This is a genomic window from Kribbella sp. NPDC058693 (assembly GCF_042715335.1).
Taxonomy (GTDB): Bacteria; Actinomycetota; Actinomycetes; order Propionibacteriales; family Kribbellaceae; genus Kribbella; species Kribbella jiaozuonensis.
On record NZ_JBHXSQ010000002.1, the window covers coordinates 1354675 to 1367784 of the forward strand.

At 68.9% G+C, this 13110-nt stretch carries 13 protein-coding genes; 6 read left to right on the forward strand and 7 right to left on the reverse strand.

What is annotated here, in order from left to right; genetic code table 11:
• The first annotated feature begins 84 nt into the window (after positions 1 to 84).
• On the forward strand, positions 85 to 1017 hold the full coding sequence (locus ACFWUU_RS16040) for a hypothetical protein (protein WP_380176319.1): 933 nt from the start codon (positions 85 to 87) through the stop codon (positions 1015 to 1017).
• Here ACFWUU_RS16040 and ACFWUU_RS16045 read toward each other — a convergent pair.
• Complete coding sequence (locus ACFWUU_RS16045; RefSeq protein WP_380176321.1) at positions 1014 to 1586, reverse strand: HIT family protein; 573 nt, start codon at positions 1584 to 1586, stop codon at positions 1014 to 1016. The genes ACFWUU_RS16040 and ACFWUU_RS16045 overlap by 4 nt on opposite strands.
• Positions 1583 to 3604 carry a threonine--tRNA ligase gene (gene thrS, locus ACFWUU_RS16050; protein WP_380176323.1) on the reverse strand — a complete coding sequence of 674 codons (2022 nt, stop codon included), beginning with the start codon at positions 3602 to 3604 and terminating at the stop codon, positions 1583 to 1585. Before thrS ends, ACFWUU_RS16045 begins: the two co-directional genes overlap by 4 nt.
• Before the next feature lie 178 nt (positions 3605 to 3782).
• Here thrS and ACFWUU_RS16055 point away from each other — a divergent pair, with 178 nt between their 5' ends.
• The 3 genes from ACFWUU_RS16055 to ACFWUU_RS16065 are packed head-to-tail and all read left to right on the forward strand — an operon-like array spanning position 3783 to position 6078.
• A complete protein-coding gene (locus tag ACFWUU_RS16055; protein ID WP_380176325.1) occupies positions 3783 to 4694 on the forward strand; it encodes an ATP-binding cassette domain-containing protein in 912 nt (303 codons plus the stop codon).
• Positions 4691 to 5338: a DedA family protein gene (locus tag ACFWUU_RS16060; RefSeq protein WP_380176327.1), complete on the forward strand. Its 648-nt coding sequence runs from the start codon at positions 4691 to 4693 to the stop codon at positions 5336 to 5338. Before ACFWUU_RS16055 ends, ACFWUU_RS16060 begins: the two co-directional genes overlap by 4 nt.
• Positions 5335 to 6078 (forward strand): ABC transporter permease, encoded by a 744-nt coding sequence (locus ACFWUU_RS16065; RefSeq protein WP_380176329.1) that lies wholly within the window; start codon positions 5335 to 5337, stop codon positions 6076 to 6078. Before ACFWUU_RS16060 ends, ACFWUU_RS16065 begins: the two co-directional genes overlap by 4 nt.
• Here the strand turns inward: ACFWUU_RS16065 and ACFWUU_RS16070 are convergent.
• On the reverse strand, positions 6037 to 6699 hold the full coding sequence (locus ACFWUU_RS16070) for an FMN-dependent NADH-azoreductase (protein WP_380176331.1): 663 nt from the start codon (positions 6697 to 6699) through the stop codon (positions 6037 to 6039). The genes ACFWUU_RS16065 and ACFWUU_RS16070 overlap by 42 nt on opposite strands.
• A gap of 65 nt (positions 6700 to 6764) precedes the next feature.
• On the opposite strand from ACFWUU_RS16070, the gene ACFWUU_RS16075 reads away from it, so the two are divergent.
• Positions 6765 to 7625, forward strand: coding sequence for a sigma-70 family RNA polymerase sigma factor (locus tag ACFWUU_RS16075; RefSeq protein WP_380176333.1), 861 nt, complete (start codon positions 6765 to 6767; stop codon positions 7623 to 7625).
• Here the strand turns inward: ACFWUU_RS16075 and ACFWUU_RS16080 are convergent.
• From ACFWUU_RS16080 to ACFWUU_RS16095, 4 genes are all read right to left on the reverse strand, one after another.
• Positions 7609 to 9144 carry a chromosome partitioning protein gene (locus ACFWUU_RS16080; protein WP_380176335.1) on the reverse strand — a complete coding sequence of 512 codons (1536 nt, stop codon included), beginning with the start codon at positions 9142 to 9144 and terminating at the stop codon, positions 7609 to 7611. The two genes, ACFWUU_RS16075 and ACFWUU_RS16080, sit on opposite strands and share 17 nt — an antisense overlap.
• A 144-nt stretch (positions 9145 to 9288) precedes the next feature.
• Complete coding sequence (locus tag ACFWUU_RS16085; RefSeq protein ID WP_380176337.1) at positions 9289 to 9954, reverse strand: response regulator; 666 nt, start codon at positions 9952 to 9954, stop codon at positions 9289 to 9291.
• On the reverse strand, positions 9951 to 11507 hold the full coding sequence (locus tag ACFWUU_RS16090) for a sensor histidine kinase (RefSeq protein WP_380176339.1): 1557 nt from the start codon (positions 11505 to 11507) through the stop codon (positions 9951 to 9953). The genes ACFWUU_RS16085 and ACFWUU_RS16090 overlap by 4 nt, the downstream gene beginning before the upstream one ends.
• 34 nt (positions 11508 to 11541) lie before the next feature.
• Positions 11542 to 12624: a GntR family transcriptional regulator gene (locus tag ACFWUU_RS16095; protein WP_380176341.1), complete on the reverse strand. Its 1083-nt coding sequence runs from the start codon at positions 12622 to 12624 to the stop codon at positions 11542 to 11544.
• A 79-nt stretch (positions 12625 to 12703) separates the two neighbouring features.
• Here ACFWUU_RS16095 and ACFWUU_RS16100 point away from each other — a divergent pair, with 79 nt between their 5' ends.
• Positions 12704 to 13105, forward strand: a complete 402-nt coding sequence (locus ACFWUU_RS16100) for an SDR family NAD(P)-dependent oxidoreductase (RefSeq protein ID WP_380176343.1) — start codon at positions 12704 to 12706, stop codon at positions 13103 to 13105.
• The last annotated feature ends 5 nt before the right edge of the window (positions 13106 to 13110 follow it).

Genomic DNA, 13110 nt, shown 5'->3' on the forward strand with positions numbered 1-13110 from the left:
CGGTCCAGTCCGGCGTCCCATTCCCAAGGGGGTGGTAGCAATGCACACCCATCTCAGGTACGGCGGGTTGAACTGGGGGAAGTCATGAGGAGATGGTTCGAGTACGGCGGGGTTCTTTCCGCCGGGGCTCTCGTCGCCGGGATGCTGGCGAGCGGGACGGCAGCAGCGCAGCCGAGCAGGGTCGGCAGCACGCCGAGTGAATGTCTGCTGAATCTGGGCTCGGTGACTGCCGGCGGGGATCACCGGATGCAGACCATCCAGGCCGAAGGCGCTGTCGCCGACGACCGGATCGTTGCCAAGAACATCTATCCGGACGGGCAGGTCCGGCTCAGCGCGACGGTCCGGTACGGGCCGGCTGAGGTCGGCGGGATGGCTCATCAGGGTCCGGTGATCATGGGGTCGACGATGTACGACACCAGCTACCTGACGGCGGACGGTACCGGGGCGGTCTCGCAGAAGACGGTCACGCGGGTCGGGCCGGGCTGGCAGGTGTACCGCAGTCTGGACCGGTCGACGTACGTCACCGCCACCAAGCAGCGGGACACGGAGTACTCGCTGCACACCGACGGCACGCTCTATCGCCGGAACGTCACCTACAAGGACGGGGTGCCGAGCCGGCAGATCACCGGGTGGCAGTCCGGCTACAAGGGCGTGAAGGCGATGACGCTGATCAGCCAGACGGCGACATACGACACGTTCCTGATGACGCTGACGTCCGGCAAGCTCTACACGGCGCGGCTCCCGCTGGCCGGCGGACACATCATCCCGGGGGTCGTGAAGCAGGTGCGCGGCTCGACCTGGCAAGGGTTCGAATCGCTGGTAGCGGCGACGTGCGGGAACGGCGTCCTGCTCCTCGGCATCGACAAGGACACCAAGTCCGCGTACCTGTATTCAATTGGTCACGCCAACGGTGCCGCAACGACGATCAGGATGATCCGCAAGGTGCCCGGGACCTTCGCCGACCCGGTCTACTTCCACTGGCAGTTGTTCAGCGGTGAGCGGCTGGCCGGCGACTAGGGCCAGGATTTGGCGAGTAGGGCTCTGGTGTCGGCCAAGAGTTGTGGGAGGACCTTGGTGCCGGCGATTACGGGCATGAAGTTCATGTCGCCGGACCATCTCGGGACTACGTGCTGGTGCAGGTGCGCGGCGATGCCTGCACCGGCGCTCTCGCCCTGGTTCATGCCGATGTTGAAGCCCTGCGCGCCCGACACCGTGCGGACCGCCTGCATGGCCTGGCGGGTCAGCTCGGCGACGTCGGTGACCTCGGCGGCGGTCAGCTCGGTGTAGTCGGCGACGTGCCGGTAGGGCACGACCATCAGGTGGCCCGGGTTGTACGGGTACAGGTTGAGTACTGCGTACGCCGCGTCGCCTCGGTGCACGATCAGCGCGTCCGCGTCGGGCAGGCTGGGCAGCCGGCAGAACGGGCAGCCCGAGCCGGCCTCCGAACTCGTCGGCTTGTTCTCGCCCTCGATGTAGGCCATCCGATGCGGCGTCCACAGCCGCATGAACTCGTCAGGCTCCCCGACCCCGTCCTGCCGCACCAGCTCCTCCGGCTGGTACGGCGAGTCCGGGTGGTCCGGTGTCATACCTGGACGCGCTTCTTGACGGCCTCGACGATCTCGGCCACGGCGTCGGCGATCGGTACGCCGTTCTTCTGCTCGCCGTCGCGGTAGCGGAAGGAGACCGAGCCGGCCGCCATGTCGTCGTCGCCGGCGATCAGCATGTACGGCACCTTGGACTTCTGCGCGTTGCGGATCTTCTTCTGCATCCGGTCGTCGGAGGCGTCGATCTCGACCCGGATGCCCTGCGCCTTCAGCTGCTTGGCGACCTCGAACAGGTAGTCGACATGCCCGTCGGTGATCGGGATGCCGATGACCTGGACCGGGGCGAGCCACGGAGGGAACGCGCCGGCGTAGTGCTCGGTCAGGACCGCGACGAACCGCTCGATCGAGCCGAACAGCGCCCGGTGGATCATCACCGGCCGCTGCCGCGAACCGTCCGGAGCCGTGAACTCCAGCTCGAACCGCTCGGGCAGGTTGAAGTCCAGCTGGATCGTCGACATCTGCCAGGTCCGGCCGATGGCGTCCTTGGCCTGGACCGAGATCTTCGGGCCGTAGAAGGCCGCGCCGCCCGGGTCCGGGACCAGCTCGAGACCGGAGCCCTCGGCAACTTCCCGGAGCGTCTCGGTGGCCTCCTCCCAGACCTCGTCGGAGCCGACGAACTTGTCCGGGTTCTTGGTGGAGAGCTCAAGGTAGAAGTCGTCGAGGCCGTAGTCGGCGAGCAGCCCGAGCACGAATGTCAGCAGGTTGCGCAGCTCGTCACGCATCTGCTCACGGGTGCAGTAGATGTGCGCGTCGTCCTGGGTGAACCCGCGGGCGCGGGTCATGCCGTGCACGACGCCGGACTTCTCCAGCCGGTAGACCGTGCCGAACTCGAACAGCCGCAGCGGCAGCTCGCGGTACGACCGGCCGCGGGCGGCGAAGATCAGGTTGTGCATCGGGCAGTTCATCGGCTTCAGGTAGTAGTCCTGGCCCTGCTTGCGGATCTGCCCGTCCGCGCCGCGCTCCTCGTCCAGGTGCATCGGCGGGTACATGCCATCGGCGTACCAGTCGAGGTGGCCGGAGGTCTCGAACAGCTGCGCCTTGGTGATGTGCGGCGAGTAGACGAACTCGTAGTCGTCCTCGACGTGCCGCTGGCGGGAGTAGTCCTCCATCACCTTCCGCAGCACGCCGCCCTTGGGATGGAAGACCGCGAGGCCCGAGCCGATCTCGTCCGGGAAGCTGAACAGGTCCAGCTCCGTGCCGAGCTTGCGGTGGTCGCGCTTGGCGGCCTCCTCCAGCCGGTTCAGGTAGGCCTTCAGCTCGTCGCGGGACTCCCACGCCGTGCCGTAGATGCGCTGCAGCTGCGGGTTCTTCTCGCTCCCCCGCCAGTACGCCGCCGCCGTCCGCATCAGCTTGAAGTTGCCCAGGTATCCGGTCGCGGGCACGTGCGGGCCGCGGCACAGGTCCTTCCAGGCGACGCTGTCGTCGCGCCGGACGTTGTCGTAGATCGTCAGCTCGCCGCCGCCGACCTCGACGCTTGCGCCCTCGGCAGCGTCGGCCGCGGAGCCCTTGATGCCGATCAGCTCGAGCTTGTACGGCTCGCTCGCGAGCTCCTCGCGGGCATCGTCGTCAGTGACCACCCGGCGGCTGAACCGCTGCCGCTCCTTGATGATCTGCTGCATCTTCTTCTCGAGCTTGGTCAGGTCCTCCGGCGTGAACGGCGTCGGCACGTCGAAGTCGTAGTAGAACCCGTTCTCCACCGGCGGGCCGATGCCGAGCTTGGCGTCCGGGAACAGGTCCTGCACCGCCTGCGCGAGGACATGTGCGGTCGAGTGCCGGATGATCGCGCGGCCGTCCTCGGACGCTGCCTTGACCGGCTCGATCTGGTCGCCGTCGGCGACGACCCGGGACAGGTCGCGCAACTCACCGTTGACGCGGGCGGCGATGGCGGAGCGGTCCTGACCGAAGATCTCGGCGAACAGCTCCCCGATCGTCGTCGTCTCGGTCACACTCCGCTCAGCCTCGCCCTCGACGCCGACCAGATGGACCTTGACTTCCGACACGGTGCACTCCTTAGATGCGGGTTCCCGGCCGATTGCCGGTCACGCCACAGATGGTATCGACATCGCGACGCCGACCCGACGGCGTATCCACAGGCCCGCCGTACCTGACGAAAGTCGGGGGTCGGGCCAGCCGTTGGTCCGATGTGCCGAGGGTGCCCGGATTCGTAGTTTCGACAGCGTGATCACCCTTGAAGGACTCACCAAGACCTACGGCGGCACCCGTGCGGTGGACTCGCTCGACCTCACCGTCTCCCCCGGCCGGGTGACCGGCTTCCTCGGCCCGAACGGCGCCGGCAAGTCGACCACGATGCGGATGATCCTCGGCCTCGACGCTCCGACCGAGGGTGCCGCGCTCGTCGACGGCCGTCCGTACGCCGATTGGCCCGCGCCGCTGACCAAGGTCGGCGCCCTGCTCGACGCCAAGGCCCTGCACCCGCGGCGGACCGCGCGCAACCACCTGATCGCGATGGCGCGCAGCAACGGCATCCCGGTGAGCCGCGTCGACGCCGTACTGTCGACCGTCGGCCTGGGCCCGGTTACCCGGAAGCGGGCCGGACAGTTCTCGCTCGGCATGGGCCAGCGCCTCGGGATCGCCGGCGCGCTGCTCGGGGATCCCGAAGTACTGATGTTCGACGAGCCGGTGAACGGTCTCGACCCGGACGGCGTCCGCTGGGTCCGCGAGCTGATGCGCTCGCTCGCGGCCGAGGGCCGGACGGTCTTCGTCTCCAGCCACCTGATGAGCGAGATGCAGCTGACCGCCGACCAGCTGGTCGTGATCGGGCGCGGCCGGCTGATCGCCGACGCACCGGTCGCGGAGGTGATCGCGGGCTCGTCCCGCAGTACGGTCGCCGTCCGCGTCCCCGATCGGCAGCACTACGCAGTACTGCGGGAGCGGCTGACGGCTGAGGCCGAGCGGGTGGAGTCCGTCGACGACCGGCTGATCGTGACCGGCGTACCGGCCGAGCGGATCGGCGATCTCGCGCACGAGCTCGGCGTGCGGCTGCATGAGCTGCACACCGAGCGGGCGTCGCTCGAGGAGGCGTACATGGAGCTGACCGCCGACAGTGTCGAGTACGGGGTGGCCTCGTGAGCGACGCGATCCTGCACTTCGCAGGCGAGCTGATGTCCTCGTGGTGGATCTACCTGGCGCTGTGGGGCTTCGCGGCGCTGGACGGCTTCTTCCCGGCGATCCCCAGCGAGACGCTGGTCGTCACGGCCGGCGAGTTCGCCGCGTCGAGCGGTGAGCCCAACCTGTACGCCGTGATCGTGGTCGCGGCGGTCGGCGCCTTCATCGGCGACCACGTCTCGTACGCCCTCGGCCGCGGCGCCGGCGGGCGGCTCCTCGACCGGGTGAAGCCGGGGACCAAGCGGCAGGCCGCAGTGCTTTGGGCTCGGCGCTCACTGGCCGAGCGAGGCGGACTGGTCCTCGTGGTCGCCCGCTATGTCCCCGGCGGCCGTACTGCGGTCACCCTGACCATGGGCTCGGTCCGCTACCCGCTCCGGAGCTTCACCCCGTTCGCGGCTCTCGCTGCGATCAGCTGGGGCGCGTACTGCACGCTGGTCGGCTTCATCGGCGGCAAAGCCTTCGAGGACAACCCGCTCAAGGGCGTCGTACTCGGGATCGGACTGGCGCTTCTCGTGACGGTGATCGTCGAGCTGGTCCGGCGCCGGCTGCGCAAGCGAAAGCCTCAAGCTCAAGTAGACCCTCAACCAGTGGAAGCAGGCAGGCGATGAACGCGGTCCGGTCGGAGTGGACGAAGCTGTGGACGGTCCGGTCGAGCTGGCTCAATATCGTGGCGGCTGTCCTGCTGACCGCGCTGCTCGGGGCGCAGTACGGCTTCAGCCTCGCGTACGACAACTCCCATCGCGCGCACGCCGAGTCGCAGCCGGTGGGCGAGTTCGGCGCCTCGGTGATCCTGATCGTGCAGGTGGTCGTGGCCGCCTTCGCGCTGCTCAGCGTGACGTCCGAGTACGCGACCGGCAGCATCCGCTCGACCCTGCAGTGGACCCCGGTACGGCGGAACGTAGTACTCGCGAAGGCGGTCGTGCTGGCGCCCGTCCTGTTCTGCTACGGACTCCTGCTGGCTGCGATCGCCTCGGTGACAGGAGGTCTGGCCGCGGGCTCCTGGGCCGAGTGGGACCCGAGTGGACTCGTTGCCGATCTGCTGTCGGTCGCCTTCTATGCGACCGTTGCCGGTCTGTTCGCCGCCGGCATCGCCTGGGTGGTCCGCAGTACGGCGGGAACGCTGACGGCTGCCTTCCTGCTGCTCCTCGTCGTCCCGCTGATGCTCGGCCAGAGCTCGTTGCGCGCACTGGTCTGGATCGGGGCGCTGCTGCCAGGTGGTGCCGGCCAGAACTACCTGACCGGCACCACTGACCCGCTGTCCCCCACCCTGAGCGCGCTCGTCCTGGTCCTGTGGGCTGTGGGTGGCCTAGCGCTCGGCAGCCGCGTGCTGACCCGCCGCGACGCATGAGATGGCCTCAGCCAGGGACCGCTCCGCCAGCGGACGCAGGTGCGCGAGGTGCGGGACGAGCCCGGCCAGGCTGAGCTCGGCGGTGATGAACCGGATGTTGTCGTCGCGGACGCCGTAGCTGGTGAAGTACGCGCGCAGGTAGGGCAGCTCGTAGTCCCAGCCCTCCCGCGGCGTCCCCGGACCGTAGGCGCCGCCGCGGCTGGTGATCACCACTACCTCTGTGTCGCCCAGGGCCAATGCACCGGGGAAGGTGATGCGGTCGATCCAGGCCTTGAGCGCGGCAGGCAGCGAGAAGTTGTACAGCGGCGCTCCGATCAGGATGGTGCTGCTCGCGATCACCTCGTTGATCAGCGGCTCGGTCACCGCCCACGCATCGGCTTCTGCCTCGCTCTCGATCAGAGCACCGACCAGGTCGAGCGGTACGACTCCTTCTCGCTCTGAGCGCCGACCGAGCTGGCAGTACGCCGTGTCGATGGGCGGCACCGGGTCCGCGGCGAGGTCGCGGTATCGATAGCCGGTCGAGCCGTGGATGGACCGCCAGCGGTCTGCGAACAGTCCGGTCAGCCTCCTGGTCACCGACTCGTCGGAGCGATTGGCACTGGAATCCAGATGCAACAGCATGGTCACCTTCGTCGTCTCGTGGTCGTCAGACTGGGTGACGGCGGGTGGTGCGGAAAGGTGACCAGGTGGACGGGCTGACCGAGGCCTTCGAGGCGGAGCGCAGCAAGCTGCAGGCGGTGGCGTACCGGCTGCTGGGCTCGCACAGTGAGGCCGAGGACGCGGTGCAGGAGGCCTGGATCCGGCTCGACCGCACGGACGGCATCGACAATCTGGGCGGCTGGCTCCGCACTGTGGTGACACGGATCTGCTTGGACATGCTGCGCGGCCGCAAGGCCCCGCCGGAGGATCCCGATCAGCTGGAGCAGTTACCAGCAGTACGCCGTACGCCCGAGGACGAGGCACTGGTCGCGGACTCGGTCAGCCGCGCACTGCTCGTCGTACTGGACACGTTGGAGCCGGCGGAGCGGATCGCGTTCGTGCTGCACGACATGTTCGCCGTACCGTTCGCGCAGATCGCACCGATCGTCGAGCGGAACCCGGTCGCGACGAAGAAGCTGGCCAGCCGGGCTCGGCAGAAGGTACAGGGCACGCCATCGGTGCCGACTGCTGAGCTGGCCCGGCAGCGGCGCGTGGTCTCGGCCTTCCTCGACGCTGCTCGAGCCGGTGACCTACCAGCGATCCTGGACGTGCTGGACCCGGATGTCGTCCGCCGGGTCGACGCCGCAGCACTGGCGCCCGGCATGGCCGCCGAACTGCGTGGAGCACGCGCGGTCGCCGAGGGTATTGCGGCCCTATCGGACCGCTCTCAGCTGGCCGAGCTCGCTCTGGTCAACGGCGAGGTCGGCGTTGTGCTCGCGCCAGGGGGCAAGCTGTTCCTCGCCATCACCTTCACCAGTGAGGCGGACCGGATCACGTCGTACGACGTGGTTGCCGATCCGGACCGCCTCAGCCGGTTGAGTCTTGCGGTGCTCAGCGCGGAGCGTTGAGCGCGATCGTCACCTGCTCCGACACCCGGGCCGCCAGCTCGAGCGCAGCGCGCCGGGTGGCCGGCTGCAGCGCGGAGTGGTCCATCGGCCCCTCGGCCGCGATGTGCATGTCGGTCGGGATGTCGATGACCGCGGCTGCGCGCGACTCGAAGTACGGGCGGAGCTGCTTCTCGACCTCCTTGTTGACGTCGCCGGGGCCGTTCGAGACCGCGATCACGGCCCGGCGGATCAGCCGCTGCGCCTCGGGACCCTGGTTGTCGAGCTCCTCGAGCATCTGCACGGCGGCCGCGCAGGACAGGCTCTTCCACTTGATCGGGATGACGAGGGCGTCGGCCGCCTTCATCGCCTCGCGCCAGTTACTGGAGCCCTCGTTGTTCCCGGTGTCGATCACGAGCACCTTGTAGAACCGGCTCAGCAACCGGTGGATCAGGTCGAAGTCGTTCGCCTCGATCTGCGCGTACGTCGTGGTCGCCGACGTCAGCACGTCGTACTGACCGGACACCTGGTGCCGCAGGTACGCCGCGACGTCGCCGAGGCGGGCGTCCGGCTGGGTCAGCATCGGCATCGCCTGCAGCATGTCGGTCACGGTGGACCGGGAGTTCGTGTCGTGGGTGCGCAGGTGCATGTTGCCGCGCAGCTCGTTGTTGTCCCACGCGACCACACCGCCACCACGGGCCTGCCCGAGCGCACCGGACAGCAGCAGCGTGGTCGGCGTCTTGCCGGAGCCGCCCTTCGGGTTGGCCACGACGATCGTCACCGGACGCCGGAACGCCGTCGCGGCGGTCGCGCGCGCGATCCGCTCGGACCGCTCCGAGCTGCCCGGACGCAGCTTCAGCATGCTCCGGACACCACGCTCGGCAGGAGCCTCCCGCGGCAGCGGCAGGGCCTGGATCAGGTCGTCCGTGCGGAACGACAGGTTCTGCGGCGGCTGCTGGGGCTGCTGGCCGGGGATGCCCTGCGGGAAGAAGTGCTGCGCCGCCGGGGAGAGCGGCTGACCGCCCTGACCACCCGGACCACGCTGCGGCGCGGGCTGAGCCGGCTGACCGGGCTGGGGCTGCCCAGGCGCGCCGGAACCCGAGCCATGGAAGGAGGAACCGCCGAAGACCGGGCTGTTCGGGCCTGCTGGGGTCTGCTCCGGGCTCTCGGCGGACTGCTCGGTCGCGTCGGTTGCCGGCGACTCGTGGACAGGCTCCTCGTCGAACTCCTCCGGCTGCGTCCACGACGCCGCGGCGGACTCGGCGACCGGCTGCGTCCAGGACGGGGCCGGCGGGGTCGGCTGTGCCGGCTGTGTCCATGGCGCGGGCTGGTCGACGGGCTCGTCGGCGGCCGGTGTGGACCACGTGTCGGCAGGGAACTCCTGGGACAGAGCGTCGGGCTGCTGCTCGTCCTTCTCCTCGGCCGTCTCGGTGTCGTTAGGGTCCGGCTGGGTCCAGGAGGGGGTCGGCTGCCACATTCTCCGGACCTCGGCCGCCGCCGCTTCCCGGTCCTTGTGCTGTCCGGAGTTGTGCGAGTCGGTCACGACCTGGATCCCCGATTCTGTGAGGGGGCGGTGGCCCCTGGAGGCTGCTGGGTGGTCCGGAGGGTGAGGGCTCCGGGAGGCACCACTATCCCATGACCCGGTGTCCTCACAACGTCACCACCCGGAGCGTTCACGTGACCGAGGTCAGGAGGTGACCAGTCCGGCCTCGTGGGCCACGATCGCAGCCTGCACCCGGTTCTTCACACCGAGCCGCAGCAGTACTGCGCTGACGTAGGCCTTCACCGTCCCCTCGACCAGGTACAGCCGGGCCGCGATCTCGGCGTTCGACAGGCCCGCACCGACCAGTCCGAGTACGTCGAGCTCCCGCGGGCTCAGTACGGCGACCTGCTCCTTGGCAGCCGCCGCCCGCGCCATCGCGCCACCGCCGGACCCGGCGCTCAGCTCGGCGATCACCCGCTGCGCGACCTTAGGAGACAGGTAGGCGGCGCCGTCGGCCACGGCCTTGAGACCGGCGATGAGCTCGCGAGGGTCCCCCGACTTCAGCAGGAACCCACTCGCGCCGTCGCCGAGCGCGCGGGCGATGTAGGCATCTTCCGAGAAGGTCGTGAGGATGACGACGGCAGTCTCCGGCACGGTCCTCCGGATCTCTGCGCCCGCAGCCAGTCCGTCCATCCGCGGCATCCGGATGTCCAGTACGGCGACGTCCGGCCGATGACGGCGTACCGCGTCGACGGCCTCGACGCCGTCGGCTGCCTCGGCAACTACCTCGATCTCGTCGTCGGTCCCGAGGATCGCGCGGACTCCGGCCCGCACCATCGCCTCGTCGTCGGCGAGCATCACCCTGATCATCCGTTGGCCTCCGGGGTTGGTGCGACCGAGCCGCTCTGGACGACTGCTTTGGCGACCAGCGCGCCGTCGGCGAAGCACAGGCGGTAGACGTAGTTGCTGGAGAACGGAGCCGCCGGCCGGTAGTACTGGCAGCTCCACCCAACAGGTGGGTCGTATCCCTCGGTCGGCGCGTCGATCATCTGCATCCGTGGCAGCACCTTCGCCACCTCGGCCTCGGACTGGCCGATGGCCAGTTCGTCGTACTGCGCGGGTCGCAGGATCGCGCTGTAACCCGCGACGAGGTAGTAGCCAAGGGCAACCACACCTACTACTGCACCGAGCAGCAGCGGTGCGGCAATGGCGGTGATCAGTCCGCGCTGTGCACTCCGTCGGACCGTGGCTCGCTCGACCGCAGCTGTCGGCGGCTCCGGCCGGCCACCGGCTCGGGGCATGGTCGCGGTGACTGCAAACCCACCACCTGCTTGCGGACCGGCCGTCAGCGATCCACCGGCAAGGCGGACTCGCTCCCGCAGACCGTCCAGTCCTCGCCCGCCGGACGGTGCGGCTACCGGTCTGACGGATCCGGTGTCTACGACCTGCACGCGTACGTCTTGCTCTTCTGTGCTCACGCTGACTGTCACGGATGCGCCGGGTGCGTGCTTGCTCGCGTTCGTCAACGATTCCTGGACCACGCGGTGTACTGCGCGGTCCACCATCGGCGCCAGCTCGCCGTCGACGTCCTCGGTCAGCTGGACCGCCAGTCCGGAAGCTGCGGCGCGCTCCACCAATGCCTGCACGGTTTCGTCGTGCGGCATCGTCGGTGCGTCCTGGTCACGCAGTACGCCGACGATCTCGCCCAGCCGCTCGGTCGCAGTGGCTGCTGACTCCCGCAACTCCCCCGCGGCCCGCCGGTGCTCGTCCGGGAGCGACGGGTCGAGCTCGAGCGCCGCGGCCCGCAGTGCGATCAGGCTGAGCTCGTGGCCGACCGAGTCGTGCATGTCCTCGGCGATCCGGGACCGTTCGCGCAGCCGCTCCTGGTCGATCTCCATCTGCTGCTCGCGCTCGATCCGCTCGGCCCGCTCCCAGCCGGCCGTCGCCAGCAACGCCTGCTGCGCGCGATACCGCCCGATCAACCAGGGCAGTACCACTAGCAGCAGTGCGAGCAGGAGCATCAACAGCCAGGTCAGAACGGCCTCGGTGGCCTGCGCACTCCGGCGTACGGTCAGAGCGAGGATGAGCATCCCGAGTAGCGACCAGCTGCACAGCAGGACGAAGTGCTTGAGCTGTGTCTCGCGCCGACCGGCCAGGTAGCTCAGCAGGCTGATCGCCGGTACGAGCGCGATCTGGATGCCGTTCGTCGTACCGAGCGCCAACGCCAGGATGACGATCTCTGTCCACGCCACCACGGCCAAGGCCGCCAGCGGCCACTGGCGCCGGCCGTAGACGGCGAACGCCAGTACGGCGATGCAGGCCGCCCGGAACCAGTACGGATCCTGCCGTGCGCCGCTCTCGGCGAGCACGAGGAAGCTCAGCGCGGCCCACAGACCCACGTCCCCCAGGCGCCGCCACTTCATGCCGTAGACGCTACACAGTCGCGCGAACGTCGCCCTACTGCCGAAAGTCAGGTGCTGCCTCGACGATCTCGAACGGGACCAGCGACAGGTTCGGCACCTCTTCGCCGCGGAGCTGGGCGAGCAGGAGGTCGACGGCACGACGTCCCATCTCGGTCTGGTTCTGCCGGATATGCAGGTACGGCGGTCCGCCGATGGAGTCGCCTGGCGAGTCGAAACACGCGACGACCCGGTCGCCCAGGACCCGGTCCACCATGCGGGCCAGGTTGTACTCACAGGCGAAGTACGCCGTCACCTGAGGCATGCGGTCGCGGAACGCGCGGATCACGTCCAGGTCCGCGCGCACGCTTTCAGTCGTCGTCGAACCGGGCAGCGTGCTGCGGAGGTCGGTCAGCTCGTACGCGTGCCCGCGGCCGGTGAACGCCGCGCGAAAGCCGTCCAGCCGGTCCTCGATGGAGGACGTGTTCACTGGTGGTGGCGATACGAAAGCAATGTGTTCATGGCCCTGGTCGAGCAGACGGGTCGTGAGCGCGCGGGCGGCTGCCACGTTGTCCGTGTGTACGGCGGCCACCGGGATGCCGGCCAGATGCCGATCCACCAGAACCACGGGGAACCCGTCGAGGACCTGCCGGAGCAGGCTGGCGTTGTAGAAGTCGCCGTGCACCGGGAACACGATCAGGCCGTCCACGGTGGCTACGAGCGAGTCGACCGCCTTCTCCTCGTCAGACTGGCGCCCATGGGTTCGCCGTACGACGAGGTGGGCGTTGTACTCCGCGCAGCGCTCCTCGATCGCGTTGAGCAGGTCGAGTCCGTACGCCTCGGACATGTCCGGGACGATGAGCGCGATCGAACGAGCCTCGCGCCGCGGGGTCGGACGCAGCGGGACGGTCAGATCGGTGAGGTCGGGCAGTCGCCGTACGACGAAGGTGCCCTTGCCGCGGATCCGCTCGACCAGACCGGCCTCGCGCAGTACCTCCAGGGCGCGCTTGGAGGTGATCCTGCTGACCCCGAACTGGGCCGCCAGCTCCATCTCGGACGGCACCCGGTCCCCCGGCCTCAGAGCGCCGCGCCGGAGCTGCTCCAGGACGTGAGCGCAGATCCGCTCGTACAGCAGTGCCACCTGCGTGTCTCCTCGCCCGTTGTCTGGTTGACATATCCAATCATCCCGGACTGTCGGTGGGCGGTGGCAGCCTTCGAGCATGGACATCACCGGGAAGGTCGCAATAGTTACCGGAGCCGCGATCGGCATCGGCCGCGCGATCGCCCAACGGCTCGCCGCGGCGGGCGCGTCGGTGGTGGTCGCGGACATCGACGCTTCTGGTGGGGAGCGTACGGCGGAGCTGATCGGGCCGTCGGCGCGGTTCGTGCAGGTGGACATGCGGGACGATGACGCGGTCACCGAGCTGATGGCATGCCAACCCGCAGATCCTCGTCAACAACGCAGGCGGCGGCGTCGTGGTGAACGTGGGATCGACTGCTGGGTTGGGATTCGGGCCTCACGTCTCACCGGAGTACAGCGCGGCCAAGGCGTGTGCTCGTTTCGTAGAGGACGAGACCCTCGCGGGCCGGGTGCTGGTGCTGAATCGCGGAGTCGATCCTGAATTGG